Consider the following 26,223-nt stretch of genomic DNA (forward strand, 5'->3'; position numbering starts at 1 on the left):
TATGAAAATCCTGCTGGCAATATTCCTATTTCTTCATGGATTAATCCATTTAATGGGTTTTGCGAAGGCTTTTCAGTATGGGAGCATACCACAACTAAAAACTGAAATATCAAAACTCACAGGGATATTTTGGCTGATAGCTTCTTTTCTTTTTATTGGTAGCGGAGTACTTCTATTGCTTTCCTATAATTTTTGGATGTTCACGACAATTCCCGCACTGATGATTTCTCAGGTACTTATTTTCAAAAGCTGGAGTGATGCAAAATATGGAGCGCTTGCCAATATCATAATCCTGATTGCATTGATTCTATGCTTTGGAAGTTATCGCTTCGAAAAAGAATACAAGAACGATGTAAAAGTACATCTGGAAAATTCAAAAAATAAGGTTTCAGAGCTACTAACAGAAGCTGATTTACAAACACTTCCACTACCCGTTCAAAAGTATTTAAGATATTCCGGTGTAGTGAACAAACCAAAAGTCAGAAACATGAAAGTGGTTTTTGAAGGCGAAATGCGCGAGAAAGGTAAAGACTATTTTAAATTCCGTTCTGAACAATATAATTTTATCGACCAACCCGCTCGACTCTTCTTCATAAAGGCTGAAATGTTTGGGATTACAGTTCCCGGCTATCATAAATATACCGAGGCTAAAGCTTCAATGGACATTGAATTATTCGGTATTTTTCCAATTATTCAACATTCTGAAGCAGTAATGGACACAACCGAAACCGTTACTTTTTTTAACGAAATGTGCTTGTTGGCTCCCGCCACTTTAATAGACAAACGTATTCAATGGAAAGTAATTGATAATAAATCGGTTAAAGCCACTTTTTTAAACAAAAACATTATGATTTCTGCTCAATTGTTTTTTAATGATAACGGACAGCTGATCAACTTTATCTCCAATAATCGAACGGAAATGAATGCAGGAAAAACATATCCGTTTTCCACACCTATTATATCCTATAAAAATCATAATGGAATCTATCTAATGAATGATGCAGAAGCTGTCTGGCAATATCCTGATGGAAAATTCACCTACGGCAAATTTCACTTAAAAGAGATTATCTATAATTATGAATAAAAAGCTATTCGAAAACAAATTAGCTTATTATTTATGATTCTATTATTTTTCAGTTTGTTTTATACTATTGTGATGTAAACGATTCTCTTGAAAGAGTTTTAGTATAGTTAACAACTGTGAATTCATTCATAGGTACATCTGTTAGTTAGGCTCAATAAAAGTAAAATAGCTCCTCTATCTAACAGCGGTTTTTTATGTAAACAGTTTTCAAAAACCTGCACTTACACTTTCTTCCCTGAAATAAGTTTTTTCTTCCAATATTTTAGATACATTTGTGAGTATCAATAACGAAAAACCACGCGTTAATAAAGCCTCAAAACTTTAGCGGGCTTTTAAACATACAAAAGCGTAAATGATAAAGAAAATTTTAAAGATATTTTTAGTAATTCTAACAGTATTCACAGCCTTTAGTTTTTATATGTCGCCACGACTCGGTGGGCTTTTGGATTTTGGAAAGGAAGTTATCGACAAAGAGGTTTTCCAATTAGAATTTGATACTGTATCAACAAAGGAACATGTTTTAGTTTATAAAAACGTTTCTTCTCAAAAAGATCTGAAACTCCTGAAGCAAGAATTCAAACTGGATAGCTTAGTCAAAGAATGTAAAACTGATTTTGAAAAAATTACCAAAATTCAGAGTTGGGTTCAAAGCAGATGGAAACACAATGGGGATAATGTTCCTGAAAAAAATGATGCCTTATTTATATTGAGAGAAGCTGAAAAAGGTAAACAATTCCGATGTGTAGAATATAGCATTGTTGCAGGACAGTGTTTACAATCGCTGGGCTTTACTGTTCGTGGCCTTGGGCTTATGTCAAAAGATATTAATGATGTGAAGTCTGGAGCCGGACACGTTGTAAATGAGGTATACTTAAACGACTTGAAAAAATGGGTTTTTATTGATCCTCAATATGACATCATTACGACGTACAAAGGAAATCCATTAAATGCTGTTGAATTGCAGCATTGTATTTCAAGAAACTTAAATTTTGAGATCCTAAATCCAAATCAAACAATAACCCGAGAAGAATATAAAAAATGGATCGGCCCCTACCTCTATTATTTTACGACTACTTTAAAAGGAGAAAAAATAGAAATCTGGGACAGACTAATTGGCAATAAAAAACAATTGACACTTTATCCGAAAGGCGCCGAAATACCAAAATACTTTCAAAATCTGATTCGGATTAATACCAGTTATTACACGAATTCGACAACTGACTTTTATCCGAAATTAAACTAACTTCATCAAGCCATAAACATCAGCAGATCCTTATTTTAAAAACCCAAACCCAATAAATGAAAACAAAATTACTCTTTCTTTTGCTTGCTGTTACAACATTTTGCAGTGCGCAAATCATAAACTTCCCGGATGCTAATTTTAAAGCAGCATTAGTCAGTTCGACTTGGCAAAATGGCGGCATTGCTAGAAACAGTATTGGCAGTAACATGACTGTTGATACTAACCAAGATGGAGAAATACAAGTTTCAGAAGCCCAACAAGTGTATGGTTTGAGTATCAATTTTAATAATAGTAACAATATCACTTCTATTGTTGGTGTTAACTATTTTTCGAATCTGACAAAGATTTACTGTGAAAGTGTAAATTTATCTACATTTACCTTAAACGGGCTTCCTAATTTAGAGGAAGTTTATTTTGTGCAATGTAATCTTACTAGTTTTACTATTACGAATTGCCCAAGTATAACATTAATGAATTTTAATTATAACCCGTTTACTTCATTAGACTTCAGCTCTTTCCCACAATTAAACACCATCAGTTGTAAAAATAATGCTTTAACTAATTTGGTTGTTTCAGGATTGTCGAATTTAACTTATTTAGATTGTAGTTACAACCAGCTTACTTCTTTAAATGTTCAAGGGCTTTCTTCTATTAATGGACTGACATGCAATAACAATCAATTGACAAGTTTGAATTTAAACGGATTGCAAACGCTTTCTTACATACAAGCTCTTGCTAACCAATTAAGCGCTGTTACTTTTGAAGGATGCAGCAATTTGGGTACGGCCTATTTATCGAATAATCAATTGACTTTTTTAGATTTGAATCAATGTACTTCTCTTACTGAAATACAGCTATCTGGCAATCCTGCATTAAGTGGGATACTGGTAAAGAACGGAAGAACAGAAACTGTATCAGGATTGCCTGCTACTTTAAATTATATATGTTGTGATGAATTTGAAATAAATGATTATAGAAACTATCATTCGACTCCTGAAATTAATACGTATTGTTCCTTTACGCCTGGAGGAAATTATTTTACAATCAATGGTACTAATAAACTTGATGGCAATAGCAATGGATGCTCTGCTTCAGATCCGAATTATCCGAATTTCAGAATAAATTTTACCGATGGAACTACTTCAAGTACATTAATCCCTGATAATTCGGGACTTTACTCTATTCCAGTAGGAACTGGTTCTTTTACGCTAACACCAATTCTTGATAACCCGAGTTACTATACGGTATCCCCTGCAACAACAACTGTAAGTTTTCCGGCAGCAAGCAGTCCTGCAACCCGAAATTTTTGCATTAGTCCTAACGGAATTCATCATGATGTAGAAATTTCTATCATTCCAGTAACTCGTGCAACTCCAGGTTTTGATGCAACCTATAAACTTATTATAAAAAACAAAGGAAACCAAATTGAAAACGGTACTGTTTCATTTACCAATTATAATGAAAATGTAACCGATTATGTTTCCAGTAATCCTGCATTTAATTCACAGAATACCGTTTCAAACGAAACAACATACGTTTGGAATTTTACCAACTTACAACAATTTGAAACCAAAGAAATTGAAATCGTACTGAATTTAAATACGCCAACGGAAAACCCTCCTTTAAATATGGGAAGTATCTTGCATTATGCTGCTTCTGTTACTGTTCCTTCTGATGAGGCACCGAATGACAACCTTGCAACCTTATATCAAACCGTTGTAAACTCCTATGATCCAAATGATAAAACCTGTTTGGAAGGAGCTGTAATTACTCCGGATATGGTTGGCAAAGAGGTTCATTATTTAATTCGATTTGAAAATAACGGAACGGCAAATGCGCAAAACATTGTTGTTAAAGATATGATTGACACCGCTAAATTTGACATCAATACATTGGTACCAATTAAAGGAAGTCATACTTTTGAAACAAAAATTTCAAACGGAAACAAAGTGGAATTTATTTTTAAAAACATAAATCTTCCCTTTGATAATGCCAATAATGATGGTTATGTGTTATTTAAAATTAAAACGAAATCAAATTTGGTGGTTGGAAATACATTCAGTAATTCGGCAAATATTTATTTTGATTACAATTATCCTATAGTAACAAACAACTATACTACTACTGTACAAAACACATTAGGATTGCAGGAAAATGAACTGTTAAATAGCATTACTGTTTATCCAAATCCTGTAAAAGATATGCTGTATTTCAAAACGGTAAATACTATTTCGAAAATTGAAATTTATGATGTTTCAGGAAGAATTTTAAGTTCAAATTCCGTTTCAGAAAACAAAACAGATGTAAGTGAGTTAAAAACAGGAAATTATATTCTTAAAATTTTTACCGAAAAAGGAATAACAAACACTAAACTGATAAAAAAATAACGATCTGTATGTAGGTTGAAATTTATAAAAACGCTATCCACACTTTTAAATCATAAAACTATATGAACAACTTATTTAAAAAAGCATTCCTACTTTCATTAGCTATTACTATAATTGGTGCAATAATGAAAATTAATCATACTGATGGTGCGCAAATCGCATTGATAATCGGTATACTTTCAACTTTGGCATATGTTGTAATTGGAATTTACGAAGTCAATACTTCAAAAAGAATAAATCAATCTGAAAAAATTATGTGGACAATCGGGTTTATTTTTATCAACTTTTTTGCCGGCTTATTTTATTTGCTAAATGGCAGAAAAAGAGTTGTATAAGCTGATTTAACCCTACAGTCCACATTTGCTGGAATTATGCTAAAGTTCCTGAAAATACTGGTTATTTTCAATCTATTCAAAACAAATACAACAAAATGAATATCAATAAATTTATTCCGATTTTTCTATTTCCGATTGCTTCTCTTTCTCAGATCAATTCAGACAAATATATGATTGATGAGGATGGTATTACAATTGAAAAGATAGACAAATCAAACCAAGATGACAACAAATACAATGTTGACAACAAAATTTATATCGTCGGAAAAACGTTTACTTATTCTTATTACCATCAAAATTCTGAAGGAAAAAAATTATTGATTGCAAAAGGAGAAGAAATCAAAAAGGAAAATTACAGCGTTTTTGACTGGAAATTTATTGAAGCGGAAAAACAGAATGACGAAACCGTAAAAAAAATAATTTTAAAGCCTGTAACTCAAAATCCATTTAAAGAAGATATATCCGATTATACCCAAACGGTAATTTCCTATGAATATTTAATGAACAACAATCGTTCTTCAATAATGGAAACGACCGGTGTAATTGAAAATGAAATGAATGTTTGGATGCATCCGCCCCGCAGTCAGTATTTTGAAATATTAGAGCTGAATCCTTTTCCATATATAAAAGCACCATATAAAATAGGCACTAAATGGAACTGGAAGCTCAAAATCGGCGACCATTGGGCAGATAAACGATGGCTGGAATGGAAAGGTGGAATTGAGAATGTTTATGAATATGAAATCGCCGACAAGAAAAAAATCGTTACAAAATTAGGGAATTTAGAATGTTATATTGTCAAGGCAAAAGCCAAAAGCAGAATTGGTACAACGGAATTAATTTCATATTTCAATCCTGATTTCGGATTCGTAAAACTTGAGTATAAAAACATTGACGGTTCACAAACCGTGCTCGACCTTGAAAAAAAAGAGTAACGATTTAAGACTGCAAAACAGTACAGATATAATTTTTATGTATAATACAAAATTTATTCATTGTGATAAATAAAGAGACTCGATATGAAAAACCTAATATTATTTGTAGGGCTGTCTATTTCCCTAAACAGTTTCTCCCAAAATACTGATACTAAAAAAAATACTCCTGTCCTTTACACCGTTAGTCCAAATTCTGATGAAAAAATAAAGCTAGTTAATCAAGAAATTGAAAAGCTAAATTTTCAGTTAATTTCCGAAAAAAATAATGCTGAACTTTTCAATCAAAGAGGAATGTTTTATTTCGCTCTGAATGATTACAATAACGCAATAATTGATTTTGACAAAGCCATTGAATTGATTCCAGAACAGTCAAAATCCTATTTTTACAGAGGCTTAGCAAAAAATATGACAAAGAAAACTTTTAAAATATCGGGTTGTCAAGACATTAAAAAATCGAAACAATTAGGCTTTTCCGAATGCGACTGGAACTCACTCTCCATAATGTGTCATGATCTGTAAAATTGAAATTAAAAAATAGTTTTATATCAACCGTACAAAACATAAAAAAATCCCGCCATTACAGCGGGATTTTATACTATTTAAGAATACATCTGTTTTCTTAATTCTTTAATTTTTTCATCATCCAGATATTCATCAAACGTCATGTAACGGTCGATAACACCTTTTGGTGTGATTTCCACTACTCTGTTAGCAACCGTTTGCGCAAACTCGTGGTCATGTGTGGTAAACAACACCGAACCTTTAAAGTTTTTCAAAGAGTTGTTGAATGCGGTAATCGATTCCAAATCCAAGTGGTTTGTTGGCTCATCTAACATTAAAACGTTAGCTCTTAACATCATCATTCTTGATAACATACAACGCACTTTTTCTCCTCCAGACAACACACGTCCTGTTTTTAAAGCTTCTTCTCCGGAGAAAATCATTTTTCCTAAGAAACCGCGAACATATACTTCATCTCTTTCCGGTTCTGTTTTCGCCCATTGACGTAACCAGTCTACCAAGGTCAAATCGTTTTCGAAGAAACTGTGGTTATCCGCCGGCAAATACGATTGGTTTGTAGTAATACCCCATTCGAAAGTACCGCTGTCTGCTTTTAAGTTGTCGTTCAAAATTTCGTAAAAGGCTGTTGTGGCACGGGAATCTTTTGAGAAAACCACCACTTTATCACCTTTTGCCATGTTCAAATCAATATCTTTAAACAAGGTTTCTCCTTCCAAAGTATAACTTAATCCTTCAACATTCAAAATCTGATCACCTGCTTCTCTTTCCTGATCGAAAATGATCGCCGGATAACGACGGCTTGATGGCTTGATTTCGTCTAAATTTAATTTATCAATCATTTTTTTACGGGAAGTTGCCTGTTTGGATTTTGCAACGTTCGCCGAGAAACGACGTATAAACTCTTCTAATTCAGCTTTTTTCTCTTCTGCTTTCTTATTTTGCTGTGCTCTTTGTTTCGCCGCTAATTGCGATGATTCATACCAGAACGTATAATTACCGGAATAGTGATTGATTTTTCCAAAGTCAATATCGGAAACGTGTGTACAAACCGCATCCAAAAAGTGACGGTCGTGAGAAACAACTAAAACCGTATTATCATAATTTGCTAAGAAATTTTCCAACCAACCGATCGTTTCAAAGTCAAGGTCGTTGGTAGGCTCATCCATAATCAGTACGTCCGGGTTTCCAAATAAAGCCTGCGCCAATAACACACGAACTTTCATTTTTCCTTCCATGTCACTCATCATCGTGTAGTGATGCTCCGCTCCGATTCCTAAATTGGAAAGCATTGCTCCGGCATCCGACTCTGCGTTCCATCCGTTCATTTCGTCAAACTGCATTTGCAATTCTCCGATTCTGTCTGCATTTTTATCGTCATAATCGGCATACAATTCGTCCATCTCCTTTTTAATGGCAAACAAAACTTTATTTCCCATTAATACGGTTTCCAGTACAGTATGCTCGTCAAACATGTTGTGGTTCTGGTTTAAAACCGACATACGTTTGCCCGGTTCAAGGATAACTCGTCCTGAAGTAGGATCGATATCGCCTGATAATATTTTTAAGAACGTTGATTTTCCAGCACCATTTGCTCCGATAATTCCGTAGCAGTTACCCTGTGTAAAAGTTACGTTTACTTCGTCGAACAAAATTCGCTTACCAAATTGTACTGATAAATTTGAAACTGTTAACATTGATTTCTTATTTTTTATAAAAGTGTTGCAAAAGTAGAAAAAATAACGGAGTTTTGAGCCGGTTTATTTAGAATGTCTTTATGCTTAATTTAACTGTACATTAACAGCAAGTTAAGTATTACAAAGTTACTTTTGTTTGGTAATTAATTGATTTTGAATGTTTGCCTATTTTAAAAATCTACTACTTCCGTTAACCGCGGTTTCAATTTGTTCTTTAATTTCTTGTCAGAAGGAATTTAAGGAAGATAACTTTACTGCTTATTTTGGTGGAGAAATCGTTAATCCCAATAATCGTTACGTTCTTTTAATGAAAGATAATGAAGTAATTGATTCTTTGTTACTGGATGAGAAAAACCGTTTCTTCAAAAAATTTGACTCTTTAGCTCCGGGGATGTACACTTTTAGGCATGAGCCTGAATATCAATACATTTATTTCGATAAAAATGACAGTGTAATGCTGCGTTTAAACACAAAAGAGTTTGATAATTCCCTTGTTTTTTGTGGTAGAGGTGATTTAAAAAATAACTTCTTAATTGAAATGTTTTTAAAAAACGAAGCCGATAAGGATGCGTCTTTTGCAATTTATGATAAAGATTACAAGCGTTTTTCTAAAAGTATCGATTCCTCTTACAAGGTAAAAAAGTCCTTTTATTTAAGACGAAAAACCGAAATTGGCTGGGATGAAAAATTTGATCAGTATGCAAAAGCGTATCTGGATTTAAGTCATCTTGCTAAAAAAGAAATCTATCCGATTGCTCATAAAAGAAGAACGGGTGAAGACGTATGTGAAAAATTACCTAAAGATTATTACAGTTACAGAAAAAATATAGATTTCAACAACGAAGAACTCAGTACGTTTGTTCCGTTTGTTCGTTATCTGAATGCCATGCTTAACAATTATGTGTACAAAGATTGTAGCACGGAAAATCAATATGAAAAACAAGCTCTGGAATACAATGTTAAAAAACTGAATATTGCGGACACACTTATTGAGAATAAAAAAATTAAAAACGCTGTTCTTAATAATATCGCTTTTATGTATTTGCTTGAAGATCAAAACATGTCGAATAATAAGAAATTTTTCGATCGTTATTTTCAATTATCTACTGACAAAAGCAAGCACAATGAAATTAAAAAAATCAGTGATGCTGTTCAGTTTTTAACTCCGGGAAAAGAATTACCAAAGCAGGAATTTATCAACGTTTTCGGAGAAAAAATTGATTTTAATCATATGATAAAGGGGCCTACAGTAGTTTTCTTTTGGACTGTAAGCGCAAAATCACATTTGGAAGGTGCCCATAAAAAAGCAATGGAGCTTAAAGAGAAACATCCTGAACTTAATTTTATTGCCATCAACATTGATGAATCCAAAGAAGTCTGGACAAACACCTTAACCAATTATGATTTCCAAAATATAGTAGAGCTTCATGCTTCAGATATTCAAAAACTGAAAGATGAATGGGTAATAACTAAGATTCACAGAACAATGCTGTTAAATCCTGACGGAACCATTAAAAATGCATTCATCAGTTTGTTCGAACCGGATTTTGGAAGCTACTTAAAATAATATTCAGTAGTGGTTTACAGTCACAAGAAAACTAAGTTTCAGTATATAAAAAAAGGATTCAATTAAATTGAATCCTTTTTTATTTTAAGTAATGTGAGTCACTGAAAACTGCGACTGCAACTGTATACTATTTGTTTCCTTTCTCGTAATCTGCAATAAATTGAGCAATTCCGATATCGGTTAACGGGTGTTTTAATAATCCTGTAATAGAAGATAATGGACCAGTCATTACATCAGCACCAATTTTTGCACAATTTACAACGTGCATCGTATGACGTACAGATGCTGCCAAAATTTGAGTTTCAAAAGCATAATTATCATAAATCTGACGGATTTCGTCGATTAGATTTAAACCATCTGTTGAAACATCGTCCAAACGTCCTAAAAACGGTGAAACATAAGTAGCTCCTGCTTTAGCGGCCAATAAAGCCTGACCAGCTGAAAACACTAATGTCACGTTTGTTTTAATACCTCTGTCTGAAAAATATTTACATGCTTTGATTCCTTCCTTTGTCATTGGCAATTTCACAACAATTTGCTCGTGCAAATCCGCAAGCTCCTCGCCTTCTTTAATCATGCCTTCAAAATCCATAGCGTTTACTTCAGCACTTACGTCACCATCAACAATATTACAAATGTCTACGTAATGTTTAAGGATATTATTTTTTCCTGTAATACCTTCTTTCGCCATTAACGACGGATTCGTGGTAACGCCATCTAAAATTCCTAACGCCTGAGCTTCTTTAATCTGCTCTAAGTTTGCTGTGTCAATAAAAAACTTCATATATAAAATTGTTGTGTTTTTAAATCTTTTAAATCGGTTGCAAAATTACAACTTATAATGGTTCATTAATAATTTCTCATACATTTTATCCGGAAGTACTCGTTTGAGCACAATAGAAAATTTCTGCATAAAAGCACCAACTTTATAATGTACATTCGGATTTGGAGTTTGGATGATGGCATAAACCGCTAAGGCCATGTCGTTCGGATTGCTGCCGCTGTCTACATGCTCGTTCATTTCTTTAAGGGTATTCCCGTATGGTACTTCATAAGGCGAACCTTTAACAACTGGTGCATGATAACGACCAGAAGCAATATTGGTTGCAAAATCACCGGGTGCTACATTCGCAATATGAATTCCAAAGGATTTGGTTTCCATACGTAAAGCTTCCGTAATTAGTTCTAAAGCTCCTTTTGATGCCGAATAAATACTTCTGTAAGGCAATCCCATGTATCCTGCAATGGAAGTAACATTAATAATCAACCCGGATTTTTGACTGCGCATTTGTGGTAAAGCGGCTTTCATTACTTCAATCGGGCCAAATAAATTGGTTTCGAAATTGTTTTTGATTTCTTCGGCTGGAATTTCTTCTAAGGGCCCCGTAATTCCAACGCCTGCGTTATTGATTACGATATCAAGACGACCGGATTTTTCGATGACTTCGGATACAGCTCTTTGAATACTTTCCGTATTTCTTACATCCAGAGCAACTAACGGAAAAACAGAATTTTCAACACGTTCCGGATTTCTGCTGGTTCCATAAACCACAAATCCTTTTTGATGAAGAAATTCTCCTATCGATTTACCGATTCCTGAAGATCCACCGGTAATTAAAACAACTTTACTCATTTTATCTTTTTTATAAAAGTGAAGCGAAAATAAGCATTTTTAGCAGTTTTCGATTATAAAATATGGATTCCCAATCCTGGTTTTTCAGAAAGTAACACTTTACCGAGTTCAATTTTTGAACCGCTTGCAATATCGTTTGAAATCAGATTAGCACCGTCCAAATCGACAAAATCCACCAATGGAACAAGAGCTGCACCTGCAGAAATCCCCACTGTCGATTCTGTCATGCAACCGATCATGATTTTAAAGTTCAGGTTTCTGGCAATTTTAATCAGCTCCAAAGCCGGGGTCAAACCGCCACATTTTACCAATTTAATATTGATACTTCTGTAATGTGGCTGTAAATCTTTCAAATCGATATTCTCCTGACAATCTTCGTCAGCCATCCAATTTGGGAATTTATCGGCTTTCAGATTTGAAAAATTTTCTTCTGATGGCTTCATAGGTTGCTCCACATATGTAAACTGTTTTGAAAGTTCGTAATTTTCCAGCCATTTACATTGTTCTGCTGAATAGCTTCCATTTGCGTCAAGAGCGATTGTCTTACCGCAATTTATAAGTCTTTCAATTTCCATTTCATCAAAACGACTGCATTTTACTTTAAACTTATGCCAGGAAGACTTTTCAATTTTAGTTAATTGCTCTTCTATTGGTGCAGTACTGATGGTAATCGAAGATTCCTGTAATACACTTATTTTGATTGAATTAAGCTCAATAAAACTTCTATTTTCCAGTTTTCCGAACAAATCCCAATAGGCACAATCTAATGCAGAACGCAAAAAACTTGGCAATTGCAACTCTTCTAAAAAAAGATAAAAATCTGTTGGATGATTGATTTTCCGGCTTTCGATTTTCTCTTTTACCGAATGGAGTTTTTTATCAAAATCGGTTAAACTAATATGATAATAATCTATCCCGGTACATTCGCCGTACCCTGAATGACCAAATTTACTTAACTGAACAATAAGTGCTTCCCTATAAGAATAACTCCCATAAGAAATTGAAAAAGTTTCTTTTAAATTAAAACGGACGATTTGCCAGGATAAAACCATTTGTAGTATTTCAATGGCTCTAAAATAAAAAAATCTCCTCAAGGGAGATATACAAATTTAAAAAAAATGGCAAGCGACCTACATCGCACCGCTACAACCGCATACCTTTGCTGCGTTCCCACCCTGGAGGAGTCTGCAGGAGCTGGTCGTGTAGGACTTGCCGTTGCAAATGTACAACTTTTTTATTTTTTTGCAAGGCAATTGTGCGATAATAAATATCGTTGTATATTGCTTCTATCAATTTTTAAACAATGAAAAAACATAACTCATTAGCATTCATTTTATTAAGTGCAGCCATCATTTCCTGTGATGGTAATAAAAAAAACACAGAAAATTTATTTTCTGTCAATTCTGACAATTTAAAAGTACAATATCAGCCTCAGGAGACACTTTCATTATCGCTGAAAAACCCTGAAAACAAAACTTTAGATTCTGTTATTTACTATATCAACGATAAAAAGATTGGTTCGGTTAAAGGAAATGAAAAATTAGATTTTGCGTTTGCAGATCAAAAATTAGGCTATCAAAACATTAAAGCATTGGCTTATTATGAAGGTGAGAATACAGAAGCTGCCTACCGAGTTGAATTGGTTTCCAATATTCAGCCTAAATTATTAAAATACACCATTGTAAATACTTATCCTCATGATTTAAAAGCATATACGCAAGGTCTTGAATTCCAAAATGATATCTTAATTGAAAGTACTGGAAATGGCTCTGGGAACGGAACAGGTACAAAAGGAAAATCCTCCCTGCGTAAAACAGATTATAAAACCGGAAAAGTTACCAAAATTGTCGAGCTTCCTGACAGTGTATTCGGAGAAGGCTGTACAGTTTTGAACAATAAGGTTTACCAAATAACTTATAAAAATGGTGAGGCTTATGTTTATAATATAGACACTTTCGAAAAAGAAAAAACCTTCAAATACTTCAAGGCAGGAATGGAAGGCTGGGGATTAACCAACGACGGGAAAAACCTTTTAATGTCTGACGGGTCAGAAAAAATCTATTTTGTAAATCCGGCAGATTTCAAAGAAGTGGATTACATCAACGTTTATACGGCCGGAACAAAAATCAAAGCGGTAAATGAAATGGAATGGATTGACGGTAAAATCTACGCCAACATTTATACAATGGATGCTATCGCGGTTATTAATCCGAAAAATGGCGCTGTGGAAGCAGTTATTAATTTATCCGATTTAAAAGCAAAAGTTACACAACATCCTGATATCGATGTACTAAACGGAATCGCTTACAATCCTAAAACCAAGACACTTTTTGTAACCGGTAAAAACTGGGATAAGATGTTTGAGATTAAGGTTACAGAATAGTTTATAAAATACCTTAACCATAACTTTAAAAAACCCAATAAATGACAAAGCTTGTTTTAATGATTATTTTGGCATCTTTCTGCATCTCATGTACTTCAAAAAAGCCATACACAGATGCTATGAAACTGGAATTGAAAGACATGTATACCAAAGACATGAATGCTCAAAAATATGATTTAAAAAAAGCTGGACGCAAATCGTATTCAGACTCGATGAGAGTAGAATTCGACAAAGTATCTAAGGACAATTTAATTATTGCAAAAAAATATTTTAAGGAATACGGCTTTCCGGGTATCAAAGAAAATGGAAAGGAAACTGCCTTAAACTTTTGGCTGATTGTTCAGCACGGAGATCACGATGTGGCTTTTCAGAAAAAAGTATTGAACGCTATGAAAAGAGAGCTCAAAACTCAAAATGTAAGTTCGAGAAATTTTGCTTATTTATATGACAGGGTTAAAAAGAACGAAAATAAACCGCAATTATACGGAACACAAATGGTTTGGGACAACAAGGGAGTTCACAGTCCTTATAAGCTTGAAGCTCCTGAAACCGTTAATAAACGTAGAGCTGAAATGGGATTAGAATCTATTGAGGATTATCTTAAATCATTTTAACAAATAAGTCCTGTAAAATGCATATAGTTGTCAAAAATCAAATCAATATCTTTCATGGATTTAATTGAAAAAATTCAAAACCAGCCTGAAACTTTATCGTTTTCCGAAGTCATTGCATATATTGACTCAAAATACACGTTCACTCCTACCCGTTTTACTAATGGTGATAATGTAAACGAAGCCAATCAGAATAACGGTTCCTGCAAAATCTTTTACTTCGCAAAACTGAACAATTTATCAGCAGAACAAACTTTACAATTATTCGGCGATTACTACCGAATTGATGTATTGCAAAATCCAGAAGGATCAGATCATCAGAACATTCGTAACTTTATGAAATTTGGATGGCTTGGTATTATCTTCGATGGTGAAGCTTTACAATAAATTACATACAGTTATACAAAACAAAACTCCTCAGAAAGTAATTACCTTTTGAGGAGTTTTGTTTAAAATGTTGAAAGCTTATTTTTTCTTCTTTCCGCCACCAGCTGCTGCTGTAACATATTTTTTATCCGTAGTATTATAAGTATACTTTGTTTCACCTTTTTTGTCTTTCAGGATAAAATCCCCGTTAGACAGCAATGAAAATTCAAAACCTTCGCGACGCATTTTCTCTTGCGTTTCTGAAGCATTTTTTAATCGGTCTAAAAATACTTTCTCAATAATATGCGTCGTTCTTTGATCGTTACCAATTAACTGAGTTTTAGTCGGTACATCCCAGATTTCGGAAACAACACTGGTATAATCTTCCGTTTTTAAATCGGTTTTTTTGGTTCCTTTTTCTGTCCAGGAAATATAATATAGTGGGATTTCTTTAGTTGTAAAACCTGTTATTTTCACTTCAGACAATACTCCTTTAGCATCTACAGGTTTTGAGAAAAGTAAATCTTTTTTACCGTCAGCAGTCACATAAATATGAACCTCATTTTTTACTTTTTCGGCAGTAAGATTATCTGTTTTGGCTAATACTCCTGTTTCGGCTTTTGCTTTGCTTTTTCCCTTTTTCTTTTGGCTATAGCCTGTTAAGGTAATTAATGATAATACAATCAGTAGAAATGTTTTTTTCATAATTTTTCACAAGTTTCTTGGAACGAAAAATACAAAATTATTCGTCAAAAAAACAAATCTTTAAATATTTAACAAATATATTATCAACAATTATCCACAACAAAAAAGGCTGCCCAATTAAGGACAGCCTATTCTGCTTTATAATGTAAGAAGATTATTTTACCTCTTCAAAATCTACATCCTGAGTTTGGTCACCGTTTGCATCCGTTTGTGGCTGCGCTTCGTGTGTTTGACCTTCCGCTTGTGCTTTGTACATTTCTTCTGAAGCATTTTTCCACGCCTCATTGATTTTGTCTAAAGCCGGTTGAATTGTGTCTACTTCTTTCGTTTCGTAGGCTGCTTTCAACTCGTCTAAAGCTGCTTGAATGTTCGCTTTGTTTCCTTCTGATAATTTATCTCCGAATTCAGACAATTGCTTTTCCGTTTGGAAGATCATTCCGTCTGCTTCGTTCAATTTATCAACTTTCTCTTTAGCCAATTTGTCTGCTTCTGCATTGATTTCAGCTTCTTTACGCATTCTTTCGATTTCTTCCTGAGTTAATCCCGAAGAAGCCTCGATACGAATATCGTGTGATTTACCAGTTCCTTTATCAACCGCAGTCACATGGATGATACCATTCGCGTCGATGTCGAAAATAACTTCGATTTGAGGTACTCCTCTTGGTGCTGGCGGAATTCCGTCTAAGTGGAAACGACCGATTGTTTTGTTGTCGTTCGCCATTGGACGCTCCCCTTGCAACACGTGGATTTCTACAGATGGCTGATTGTCTGCCGCAGTAGAGAATACTTGTGATTTTTTAGTTGGAATCGTAGTATTCGCATCGATTAATTTCGTCATAACGCTTCCCATAGTTTCAATTCCTAAAGAAAGTGGTGTAACGTCTAATAATAATACGTCTTTTACGTCTCCGGTTAAAACGCCACCTTGAATTGCAGCACCAATTGCTACAACCTCATCAGGATTTACTCCTTTTGATGGTTTTTTTCCGAAGAATTTCTCAACTTGCTCCTGAATTACAGGAATACGTGTAGAACCTCCAACTAAAATTACCTCATCGATATCGGATGTTGATAAACCTGCATCTTTCAACGCTTTAGCAACTGGATCCATAGAACGTTTTACCAAAGTATCCGCCAATTGCTCGAATTTTGCACGAGTTAACGTTTGAACTAAGTGTTTTGGTCCTGAAGCCGTAGCCGTAACGTAAGGCAAGTTGATTTCTGTTTGAGCTGACGATGACAATTCGATTTTCGCTTTTTCAGCAGCTTCTTTCAAACGCTGTAAAGCCATTGGGTCTTTTCTTAAATCTACACCTTCAGCGCTGTTGAATTCGTTAGCTAACCAATCGATGATTACCTGATCGAAATCGTCACCTCCTAGGTGAGTATCTCCGTTTGTAGACAATACTTCGAAAACGCCGTCTCCTAATTCAAGGATCGAGATATCGAAAGTACCTCCTCCTAAATCGTAAACCGCAATTTTGTGATCGTGTCCTAATTTATCCAAACCATATGCTAACGCAGCAGCAGTTGGTTCGTTGATGATTCTTCTAACTTTTAAACCTGCAATTTCACCAGCTTCTTTAGTAGCCTGACGTTGTGCATCGTTAAAATAAGCCGGAACGGTGATAACTGCTTCAGTTACGGTTGTTCCTAAATAATCTTCAGCTGTTTTCTTCATTTTTTGAAGTGTCATAGCTGACAATTCCTGTGGCGTGTAAAGTCTTCCGTCGATGTCAACACGTGGCGTGTCGTTGTCTCCTTTAACAACTTTGTAAGCTACAGTTGATGCTTCTTTAGCGCTTTCGGTGTATTTGTTACCCATAAAACGTTTGATGGAAGCAATAGTCTTAGTAGGATTGGTTACCGCCTGACGTTTTGCAGGGTCTCCTACTTTAATTTCGCCACCTTCTACAAATGCGATTACAGATGGTGTTGTTCTTTTTCCTTCGGCATTAGCAATTACAACCGGTTCTCCACCTTCCATTACGGAAACGCAAGAGTTTGTTGTTCCTAAGTCGATACCAATAATTTTACTCATAATATAAATCTCCTTTATTGTTCGTTTTAATTGCCCCTCTACGAGTTGGCAGTGTTTTTAACACGATTTCTCAAATGACAATCATTGTGCCAAGAAGAAAAATGATTAAAAATGTCAGATTCTGTTAAAACGAACACTAAAATTACTGACAGGATGACATTTTACTTTACTTCAGAATGTCATAATGATACAAAATCGGAGCTTCAAATTTTGTCATATCAAGTTCAAAAGTCTTATTGTAGGCTTTCCATGGCGAATTCGCAAAGAAATATAGTTTTCCTTTTATTACTGTTGCTAAAGCCGGTTCATCGAATTCAGGCTGATTAATATCAATAATTTTAACCTCTTCTATAATATCCTGATTTTCATTCATAAGATATTGCATAACCCGAATTGGTTTCACACCGTTATGAATAGCCAGAAGAGAATTATCATGAAAAACCAAACCGTCGATTCCCTTTTGGGTAGCATTTTTAGGAAATTCAAGCCATTTTCTATTTTGTGGATTCTTTACCTCAATCACCAGAATACCTTTCAGATAATCAGCTACAAAAAGTTTTGATTTATCATCATTAAATGTAATTCCCTGCAGATTAAAAGCTTCCGATTTTAAATCCAACCAAACTGACACTGTATCATTGGAGATCTTGTAAACGATAGCATCTCCACTATCCGAAACATAAACGTCACCTTTTTCATCAAGTAACAAATCGCCAAAAACATGATTACCATCAATTGGATAACGCTTACTTATTTTACGTGTTTTTAAATCAATCTTCAATATTTCTGATTTACCTTCCATTTCTTTGGAAAAACCTAACATTTCAGGCATAGCCGCAGTTGTCACCCAAAGGGAATTTTCATTTTTATCCGCTTTCATGGCGAATACAGAAAAATTAGATTCTGTAAACCAATCTGAGCATTTCCCGGTTTTCAAATCGAATGAAACTATTTTCTTTTTACGAATACTCGAAGCCAGCCATATCTTTTGTTTTTCCAGATAGATTAAACTCTCCGGATGCAAATCTTTTTCAGACAAGGAAATTACTTTTTCAGAGTTTATGATGGGTTTATCTAAAACGGCTTTCAACTTTAGAGTTTTATCAAATTCAGCAGAATGTCTGATATTATCGAAATCCGCATCTTTTTCAAAATCGATTTTGTTGTTCATCAAGACCAGTTTTTTCAAAACGGAAACCGCTTTTCCGGTATCGTTGTTCAAAGCATAGGCCACTGACAGATTATATGTGTAAGTCGGATGCAACGGACGAATACTGTCCAAATGCTGCGTAAGTTTTAAAAATTGCGGGTAATCTTTTGCTTTGTAGGCTTCCGTACTTTGATTGTATAATTCTCTCTGGGATTGTGAATTGCAGGTTAATGAAATTGCAATTAGAGCCAATAATATAAGTATTTGATTTTTCATTTTTTTTGATTGATTACTCAAAAATACAGTTTTGAAACAAATGGACAATTTATGGTTACTATAAAAAACATAAAGGTTTATGAACTCTCAAATTATACAAGTATCTTTGTCTTAAACAAACCAAATCAATACTATAGTTATGGAATGCATTTCCGTTTTTGATATGCTTAAAATCGGTGTTGGGCCTTCGAGTTCGCACACACTTGGCCCTTGGAGAGCGGCCGAACAATTCCTTGCTGAAATCCGTGAACAGAATTTAATCGACAGTATTAACAGAATCAAAGTTGATTTATACGGATCACTTTCGCTGACTGGACATGGGCATGCAACAGATTTAGCGGTTATGTTAGGCTTAAGCGGTGCTGATCCGGAGTATATTCCTGTAGAAAGCATCGATGTGATTATTTCAGCGATCAAAAACAAAAAAGAAATCTTCTTAGGGAATGAAATTATTATTCCTTTTGATGCAGAAACAGATATTGTCTTCAACAAAAACTTTCTGCCTTTCCATGCTAACGGCTTGACTTTTACAGTTTATACCGATGCAAGTGAATACAGTTCAACCTTCTACTCCATCGGCGGCGGATTTGTGGTAAAAGAAGACCGCGAGAACGCAAAAGAAAACAAGGAAATCAAATACGCTTTTCCTTTCCCTATCGATAAAGCCGAAGAATTGCTGGCGTATTGTCAGAAAGAAAACAAGAAGATTTCGGAAATCGTATATGAAAATGAAAAATCCATGCGTTCCGAAGAAGTCATTCATACTGAATTGTTGCGCATTTGGGATACGATGTTGGAATGTATGTACATCGGCTGTCACACCGAAGGCACGCTTCCGGGTGGATTACACGTAAGAAGACGCGCGTACGACATGCACAAAAACCTGATTGGTGTGTTGCCTTATGACAATCCACATTCCTGGTTACAGATTATCCGTCAAACCGAAGTGAAATTCCGTCAGATTTTAAAATGGGTAAGTTGTTTTGCCTTGGCCGTGAACGAAGTAAATGCTTCCTTAGGTCGCGTCGTAACCGCACCAACCAACGGAAGTGCCGGAGTTATCCCTGCCGTTTTAATGTATTATATGGTAATCGAAAACCACGAAGCCGACGAAAATCATATCAAACAATTTTTGATGGTTGCCGGAGAAGTGGGCAGTATCTTTAAAAAAGGAGCTACTATTTCAGCCGCAATGGGTGGATGTCAGGCAGAAATTGGCGTCTCTTCAGCCATGGCAGCAGCAGCTTTATGCGAACTAATGGGAGGAACTCCGGAGCAAGTTTTAATGGCGGCAGAAATTGCCATGGAGCATCATTTGGGCTTAACGTGTGATCCAATTGGCGGTTTGGTACAAATCCCTTGTATTGAGCGAAATACAATGGGTGCTATTAAAGCCATCAACGCAGCAGAATTAGCTTTGGAAACCGATCCGAAAAACGCAAAAGTGCCTTTAGACAAAGTAGTCGATACCATGTGGCAAACGGCTAAAGACATGAACAACAAATACAAAGAAACTTCTGAAGGAGGTTTGGCAATTGCTGTTAACTTGGCAGATTGTTAATCTAATTTTTTATTTCCATTGAAAAAAGTACTCATCATAGACGACGAAGAAAAACTTCGTGGACTGATTGCCCGAATCATACATTTGGAAGGTTTTGAAGTTATTGAAGCCGGAGATTGTAAATCGGGTTTAAAAAAATTAGAACAAAACGCAATCGATGTGGTGCTTTGTGACGTCAAACTCCCCGATGGAAACGGTGTTGATTTCACCGCTATTATGAAAGAAAAATTTCCAGCTACGGAAGTTATACTTTTAACAGCTTACGGGAACATTCCAGATGGCGTCCAGGCGATCAAAAACGGAGCATTTGATTATATCGTTAAAGGTGATGATAACAATAAAATCATCCCGTTACTGCATCGAGCAATAGAGAAAGTCAATCTTACTCAAAGAGTTGCACAATTGGAAGCCCAACTCGATACTAAATTTTCTTTTGACGGAATTATAGGAACTTCCAAAACACTGCAACAGGCAATCGAATTGGCTAAAAAAGTGGCTGTAACCGATACCACAGTGCTGCTCACAGGCGAAACCGGAACCGGGAAAGAAGTTTTTGCCCAGGCCATTCATCAATCCAGTACCAGAAAAAACAAAAATTTTGTGGCCATCAATTGTTCGGCATTTAGTCATGATTTACTGGAAAGTGAAATGTTTGGTCATACTGCCGGAGCCTTCACCGGAGCCACTAAAGACAAAAAAGGCTTATTTGAAGAAGCCAATCACGGAACGATTTTCATGGATGAAGTTGGTGAAATGCCACTCGATTTGCAGGCAAAACTATTGCGCGTGATTGAAAATGGCGAGTTCATTAAAGTTGGCGAAAGTAAAGTAACCAAAGTGGATGTACGCATTATTACGGCAACCCACCGCGACTTAATTAAAGAAATTGAAGCAGGTCACTTTCGACAGGATTTGTATTATCGTTTGTCGGTTTTTCAAATTCAATTGCCGGCATTACGTGAGCGAGTTGCTGATATTGAGATACTTGCCAAACACTTTTTAACTACGTTTTCCTTAAAAACCAATAAAAAAATTAAAGGTTTTTCAACTGATTTTCTTCATTTACTAAAACTGCATATTTGGACCGGAAATATCCGTGAACTAAAAAATATAATGGAGCGAAGTGTTATTTTAGAAACTGAAGATATGCTTCAGCCAGATAGCCTTCCCTTTGAAATTCAGCAACTTCGAGTGAATAATGATGAGGCAACTCAAAGCAAAACGTTATCGGCTTTCTCTTTGGCTTCGGCAGAAAAACTGCACATTCAAAAAGTACTGAATTACACTAACGGCAATAAAACCGAAACGGCAAGATTGCTTGGCATTGCCTTAACCACCTTATACCGAAAACTGGAAGAATACAAAATCGGTTAAAATCCTATCGTTTTGAAAGTAGTAACCCTATCGTTTTGATAGGGTTTTTTGTTGCTTGGAATTTTGAAATAGCAATAAACACAACAATATCAATCAATTAGACTTGTTTACAGAATTTAGGCTTGTTTTTTGGCATAAGTCAGAAAAATAAATTCAATTTTTTATGAAACAAGTAAATACTACCCTGATTAAAAAAATGGAACGCTTCGCCGAAGTAACCATTAACAGTTTAAAACTGGGGAAAATGGTTCGTGCCAAAAGATGTTTGGAATTAGCCAATGACGTTTTTCAAAAGGGAAACTCTGAAGTTAAAAATGCCATTTCAAATGTGTACCTATACTCGGTATCACATTATCTGGAACTGAATCATTTTGCAATGAAACAGTTATTGCCAATCGAACTTCACAAGGAATATGTAAAACAAATTAATACTTCAGGGGTATGATGACAATAGTTTTATCGGGAGTCGGATTGCTCTGCTTTGCACTCCTTTACGCATCGGTTAATTATTTTGAAAAAATTTAAGAGATGATAGCCTTATTTATAATTGCCGTAGCAGTGTTTACATACATCTGTTATGTGCTGGTAAAACCTGAGAAATTTTAATCATGAACACAGAAATTTTAGGAATTATTGCGATGTTTCTCATTACCTTGGGATTATCCATTCCGTTGGGAAAATACATTGCAAAAGTATATTCGGGACAAAAAACATTTTTAGATCCTGTTTTCAATCCGATAGAAAAACTATTTTATAAAGTTAGCGGCATTGATGCTTCTAAAGAGATGAACTGGAAGCAACACATGATCATTTTACTTACGTTAAACATGATTTGGTTCCTACTGGGAGTGGTCGTTTTAATGTGTCAGGGATGGCTTCCGCTTAATCCGGACAACAACCCGAACATGACTGCCGATTTGGCTTTTAACACCGCTATTTCTTTCCTTGTCAATTGCAACCTGCAACATTACTCCGGAGAAACCAGTTTGAGTTATTTAGGCCAATTATTTTTAATGTTCTTGCAGTTCGTTTCTGCCGGTATCGGATTGGCAGCCGCAGCCGTATTGTTTAACGCTTTAAAAGAAAGAACTACCGACAAACTGGGTAATTTCTACAACTATTTTATAAAATCATGCACTCGTATTTTGTTGCCTGTTTCAGTAGTCGTAGCAGTTATTTTGTTGTGTAATGGTACGCCGATGACTTTTGAAGGAAAAGAAACAATGACAACGCTTCAAGGCGATACAGTTCAGGTCTCTCAAGGTCCGGTGGCAGCTTTTACAGCGATTAAACACGTAGGAACCAATGGAGGCGGCTTTTTCGGAGTCAACTCAGCACACCCTTTTGAAAACCCCAACTATTTTACCAACATGGTCGAAATGGTGGCACAGATGTTAATTCCGTTTGCCATGATTTTTGCCCTTGGCTTTTATTTGAACCGTCGTAAATTTTCTTGGATGATTTTCAGTGTGATGACCATTGGTTTCCTGGCTTTAACCGTTCCGACAGTAATGACAGAAATGAACGGAAACCCGGCGATTACTCAAATGGGAATTGACACTTCCAACGGAGCCACCGAAGGAAAAGAAGTTCGTTTTGGAGCAGCTGCTTCTGGATATTGGAGCATTGCAACAACCGTTATTTCAACAGGTTCCGTGAATTCCATGCATGACAGTGCTATGCCGCTTTCGGGAATGAATCAGTTGCTGGCTATGATGGTAAACTGTTTTTATGGCGGATGTGGTGTTGGGATATTAAATTTCTACATCTTCATCATCCTTGCGGTATTTATCAGTGGATTGATGGTAGGACGAACACCTGAATTTTTAGGTAAGAAGATCGAAGCCAGGGAAATGAAAATCGCCATGATTGTTGCTTTATTACATACTTTACTGATTTTAGTTGGAACTGCACTTTCAACAGCATTTCCGGAGCAAGGAGCCAGTACTTTAAACAATCCTGGATTTCATGGTTTTAGTGAAATATTGTATGAGTTTACTTCATCTTCGGCCAATAATGGTAGCGGATTTGAAGGTCTTGGAGACAATAATCCGTGGTGGAATATTACAACGGGAATCGTACTGATTTTATCAAGATTCTTACCGATTATAGGCCCGATTGCCATTGCAGGTATTTTGGCCAATAAAAAACACATCCCGGAAAGTGCCGGAACCTTAAAAACCGATACTGCCACTTTTGGACTGATGATTTTCTCTGTCATCGCTATCATCGCAGCATTGTCTTTCTTTCCTGCTTTGTCTTTAGGCCCTATTGCTGAATATTTTTCAATGAAATAAAACTATAATGAAAACTAAAAATAAATCATTATTTCAGAAAGAGTTGGTGCTGGAAGCTTTAAAACAATCTTTTTTAAAGTTGAATCCTGTCACACTTTTCAGAAACCCAATCATGTTTACCGTAGAAATCGGTACAGCAGTAATGTTTTGTGTTTGCCTTTGGATTTTATCCGGGGAACAGTCACAAGGTAGTTTTGCCTACAATTTCGCGATTTTTCTAATTCTTCTGTTTACGCTTTTATTTGCCAATTTTGCCGAAGCAATAGCCGAAGCACGTGGGAAAGCCCAAGCAGACAGTTTAAGAAAAACCCGTGAAGAAACACCTGCAAAAAAAATAGAACAAGTAGGTGAATTGTATGTGAATGAAATCGTCGTTGTTTCTTCATCAAGCCTTAAAAAAGGAAATTTTTTCATGTGCGAAGCAGGTGACATTATCCCAACAGACGGTGAAATTATTGAAGGTTTGGCTACCATAGATGAAAGCGCCATTACCGGAGAAAGTGCTCCAGTTATTCGCGAAGCCGGAGGCGATAAAAGTTCGGTTACCGGAGGAACAAAAGTATTGTCCGATAAAATTAAAGTACAAGTCACTACCGAACCGGGCGAAAGTTTCTTGGATAAAATGATTGCCTTGGTTGAAGGAGCCTCACGACAAAAAACACCCAATGAAATTGCGCTGACCATACTTTTGGCCGGATTCACCTTGGTTTTCATCATTGTCTGTGTAACCTTAAAACCTTTTGCGGATTATGCTAACATACCCATCACAATTGCAGCGTTTATTTCGCTATTCGTTTGTTTGATTCCGACAACCATTGGCGGACTTTTATCAGCCATTGGTATCGCGGGAATGGACAGAGCTTTACGGGCCAATGTTATTACAAAATCAGGTAAAGCGGTAGAAACTGCCGGAGATATTGATGTATTGTTGTTAGATAAAACCGGAACCATCACCATCGGAAACCGAAAAGCCACCGAGTTTTACGCGACCGCAAATGTTCAGCAAGACGACTTTATAAAAAATTGTATGCTATCTTCTTTGGCAGATGAAACCCCGGAAGGAAAATCAATTGTCGAATTAGCCGGAGAACGCATCAAAGAAAAACTATCTATTCAAGGCGCAACACTCATTAAGTTCACCGCAGAAACAAGATGCAGCGGCGTTAATTTGCCAGACGGAACCAGAATCCGAAAAGGAGCCTATGATTCCATTAAAAAAATAGTGGAAGACGCCGGAAACAATTTCCCGAAAGATACCACAGAAAGCGTAATGGCCATTTCTAAAAACGGCGGTACCCCTTTGGTGGTATCCGTTAATGAAAAAGTGTTAGGCGTAATTGAATTGCAGGATATCATTAAACCCGGCATTCAGGAACGTTTCGAGCGTTTACGCAAAATGGGTGTAAAAACGGTAATGGTAACCGGAGATAATCCGTTAACCGCAAAATTCATTGCTGAAAAAGCCGGTGTAGACGATTTTATCGCTGAAGCCAAACCGGAAGATAAAATGAATTACATCAAAAATGAGCAGCTTCAAGGTAAACTAGTGGCCATGATGGGTGACGGTACCAATGATGCTCCGGCTTTAGCCCAAGCAGATGTAGGTGTTGCGATGAACAGCGGAACACAAGCAGCCAAAGAAGCCGGTAACATGGTAGATCTAGACAACGATCCAACCAAACTGATTGAAATTGTCGAAATCGGGAAACAGTTGTTAATGACCAGAGGAACATTGACTACCTTCAGTATTGCCAATGACGTAGCGAAATATTTTGCCATCATTCCGGCGCTGTTTATTGCAGCCATTCCTTCATTACAAGGATTGAATATCATGCAGTTACACAGCCCTGAGAGTGCTATTTTATCTGCCGTAATTTTTAACGCAATTGTTATTCCGTTTTTGATTCCTTTGGCTTTAAAAGGTGTTACTTACAAACCCATTGGAGCTTCGGCCTTATTGAGAAGAAACTTATTGTGGTACGGACTGGGCGGTATCATCGTTCCTTTTATCGGAATTAAAGCCATTGATATCATAGTCGCTTTATTCATGTAATCAAAA

The 26,223-nt window shown here is 35.8% G+C and carries 23 protein-coding genes and 1 other RNA gene; 16 read left to right on the top strand and 8 right to left on the bottom strand.

Translation table 11 applies throughout. The features are described from left to right. The first annotated feature begins 1 nt into the window (after nt 1). From ABGT15_RS04010 to ABGT15_RS04035, 6 genes are all read left to right on the top strand, one after another. A complete protein-coding gene (locus ABGT15_RS04010; RefSeq protein ID WP_367230127.1) occupies nt 2-1,084 on the top strand; it encodes a DUF6544 family protein in 1,083 nt (360 codons plus the stop codon). A gap of 352 nt (nt 1,085-1,436) precedes the next feature. Next, entirely contained in the window at nt 1,437-2,327 is an 891-nt protein-coding gene (locus ABGT15_RS04015; protein WP_367230128.1) for a transglutaminase domain-containing protein, read from the top strand. Between the two features lie 56 nt (nt 2,328-2,383). Further along, a complete protein-coding gene (locus ABGT15_RS04020) occupies nt 2,384-4,714 on the top strand; it encodes a DUF7619 domain-containing protein (protein ID WP_367230129.1) in 2,331 nt (776 codons plus the stop codon). A gap of 62 nt (nt 4,715-4,776) precedes the next feature. Further along, nucleotides 4,777-5,049, top strand: a complete 273-nt coding sequence (locus ABGT15_RS04025; protein ID WP_367230130.1) for a hypothetical protein — start codon at nt 4,777-4,779, stop codon at nt 5,047-5,049. A 95-nt stretch (nt 5,050-5,144) separates the two neighbouring features. Further along, entirely contained in the window at nt 5,145-5,984 is an 840-nt protein-coding gene (locus tag ABGT15_RS04030) for a hypothetical protein (protein WP_367230131.1), read from the top strand. Nucleotides 5,985-6,068: 84 nt separating this feature from the next. Continuing rightward, entirely contained in the window at nt 6,069-6,503 is a 435-nt protein-coding gene (locus tag ABGT15_RS04035) for a tetratricopeptide repeat protein (protein WP_367230132.1), read from the top strand. Between the two features lie 80 nt (nt 6,504-6,583). On the opposite strand, the gene ABGT15_RS04040 is transcribed toward ABGT15_RS04035, so the two are convergent. Then, nucleotides 6,584-8,200 carry an ABC-F family ATP-binding cassette domain-containing protein gene (locus ABGT15_RS04040; protein ID WP_367230133.1) on the bottom strand — a complete coding sequence of 539 codons (1,617 nt, stop codon included), beginning with the start codon at nt 8,198-8,200 and terminating at the stop codon, nt 6,584-6,586. Between the two features lie 157 nt (nt 8,201-8,357). Here ABGT15_RS04040 and ABGT15_RS04045 point away from each other — a divergent pair, with 157 nt between their 5' ends. Continuing rightward, entirely contained in the window at nt 8,358-9,767 is a 1,410-nt protein-coding gene (locus ABGT15_RS04045; protein ID WP_367230134.1) for a TlpA family protein disulfide reductase, read from the top strand. Between the two features lie 127 nt (nt 9,768-9,894). Here ABGT15_RS04045 and fsa read toward each other — a convergent pair whose 3' ends face one another. From fsa to ffs, 4 genes are all read right to left on the bottom strand, one after another. Next, the gene (gene fsa, locus ABGT15_RS04050; protein ID WP_367230135.1) at nt 9,895-10,551 is read right to left on the bottom strand and encodes a fructose-6-phosphate aldolase; all 657 of its coding nucleotides are present in this window, start codon (nt 10,549-10,551) and stop codon (nt 9,895-9,897) included. Between the two features lie 45 nt (nt 10,552-10,596). Next, the gene (locus ABGT15_RS04055; protein WP_367230136.1) at nt 10,597-11,400 is read right to left on the bottom strand and encodes an SDR family oxidoreductase; all 804 of its coding nucleotides are present in this window, start codon (nt 11,398-11,400) and stop codon (nt 10,597-10,599) included. Between the two features lie 53 nt (nt 11,401-11,453). Then, nucleotides 11,454-12,452 (bottom strand): enolase C-terminal domain-like protein, encoded by a 999-nt coding sequence (locus tag ABGT15_RS04060; RefSeq protein WP_367230137.1) that lies wholly within the window; start codon nt 12,450-12,452, stop codon nt 11,454-11,456. 64 nt (nt 12,453-12,516) lie between these two features. Next, nucleotides 12,517-12,615: signal recognition particle sRNA small type (ffs, locus tag ABGT15_RS04065), an RNA gene on the bottom strand. A gap of 88 nt (nt 12,616-12,703) precedes the next feature. Here ffs and ABGT15_RS04070 point away from each other — a divergent pair. Genes ABGT15_RS04070 through ABGT15_RS04080 form a run of 3 tightly spaced genes read left to right on the top strand, consistent with a single transcriptional unit; the run spans nt 12,704 to nt 14,781 of the window. Beyond that, nucleotides 12,704-13,783: a glutaminyl-peptide cyclotransferase gene (locus tag ABGT15_RS04070; RefSeq protein WP_367230138.1), complete on the top strand. Its 1,080-nt coding sequence runs from the start codon at nt 12,704-12,706 to the stop codon at nt 13,781-13,783. A gap of 41 nt (nt 13,784-13,824) precedes the next feature. After that, nucleotides 13,825-14,397 carry a DUF6624 domain-containing protein gene (locus ABGT15_RS04075; protein WP_367230139.1) on the top strand — a complete coding sequence of 191 codons (573 nt, stop codon included), beginning with the start codon at nt 13,825-13,827 and terminating at the stop codon, nt 14,395-14,397. A gap of 54 nt (nt 14,398-14,451) precedes the next feature. Further along, the gene (locus ABGT15_RS04080; RefSeq protein ID WP_367230140.1) at nt 14,452-14,781 is read left to right on the top strand and encodes a HopJ type III effector protein; all 330 of its coding nucleotides are present in this window, start codon (nt 14,452-14,454) and stop codon (nt 14,779-14,781) included. A gap of 78 nt (nt 14,782-14,859) precedes the next feature. On the opposite strand, the gene ABGT15_RS04085 is transcribed toward ABGT15_RS04080, so the two are convergent. The 3 genes from ABGT15_RS04085 to ABGT15_RS04095 form a co-directional block, all read right to left on the bottom strand. Further along, nucleotides 14,860-15,465 carry a hypothetical protein gene (locus ABGT15_RS04085; protein ID WP_367230141.1) on the bottom strand — a complete coding sequence of 202 codons (606 nt, stop codon included), beginning with the start codon at nt 15,463-15,465 and terminating at the stop codon, nt 14,860-14,862. Between the two features lie 154 nt (nt 15,466-15,619). Continuing rightward, a complete protein-coding gene (dnaK, locus tag ABGT15_RS04090; protein ID WP_367230142.1) occupies nt 15,620-17,506 on the bottom strand; it encodes a molecular chaperone DnaK in 1,887 nt (628 codons plus the stop codon). A 166-nt stretch (nt 17,507-17,672) separates the two neighbouring features. Beyond that, nucleotides 17,673-18,932 carry a TPR end-of-group domain-containing protein gene (locus tag ABGT15_RS04095; protein ID WP_367230143.1) on the bottom strand — a complete coding sequence of 420 codons (1,260 nt, stop codon included), beginning with the start codon at nt 18,930-18,932 and terminating at the stop codon, nt 17,673-17,675. A 139-nt stretch (nt 18,933-19,071) separates the two neighbouring features. On the opposite strand from ABGT15_RS04095, the gene ABGT15_RS04100 reads away from it, so the two are divergent. The 6 genes from ABGT15_RS04100 (at nt 19,072) to kdpB (ending at nt 26,217) form a co-directional block, all read left to right on the top strand. Next, complete coding sequence (locus ABGT15_RS04100) at nt 19,072-20,493, top strand: L-serine ammonia-lyase (protein WP_367230144.1); 1,422 nt, start codon at nt 19,072-19,074, stop codon at nt 20,491-20,493. Nucleotides 20,494-20,511: 18 nt separating this feature from the next. Next, nucleotides 20,512-21,867 (top strand): sigma-54-dependent transcriptional regulator, encoded by a 1,356-nt coding sequence (locus tag ABGT15_RS04105; protein ID WP_367230145.1) that lies wholly within the window; start codon nt 20,512-20,514, stop codon nt 21,865-21,867. 163 nt (nt 21,868-22,030) lie between these two features. Continuing rightward, entirely contained in the window at nt 22,031-22,312 is a 282-nt protein-coding gene (locus tag ABGT15_RS04110; protein ID WP_367230146.1) for a DUF7674 family protein, read from the top strand. Nucleotides 22,313-22,395: 83 nt separating this feature from the next. After that, the gene (locus ABGT15_RS04115; RefSeq protein ID WP_367230461.1) at nt 22,396-22,473 is read left to right on the top strand and encodes a potassium-transporting ATPase subunit F; all 78 of its coding nucleotides are present in this window, start codon (nt 22,396-22,398) and stop codon (nt 22,471-22,473) included. 2 nt (nt 22,474-22,475) lie between these two features. Beyond that, the gene (kdpA, locus tag ABGT15_RS04120) at nt 22,476-24,164 is read left to right on the top strand and encodes a potassium-transporting ATPase subunit KdpA (protein ID WP_367230147.1); all 1,689 of its coding nucleotides are present in this window, start codon (nt 22,476-22,478) and stop codon (nt 24,162-24,164) included. Between the two features lie 7 nt (nt 24,165-24,171). Next, a complete protein-coding gene (gene kdpB / locus ABGT15_RS04125) occupies nt 24,172-26,217 on the top strand; it encodes a potassium-transporting ATPase subunit KdpB (protein ID WP_367230148.1) in 2,046 nt (681 codons plus the stop codon). Nucleotides 26,218-26,223 lie beyond the last annotated feature (6 nt).

Source organism: Flavobacterium enshiense, from assembly GCF_040750275.1.
Classification (GTDB): domain Bacteria; phylum Bacteroidota; class Bacteroidia; order Flavobacteriales; family Flavobacteriaceae; genus Flavobacterium; species Flavobacterium enshiense_B.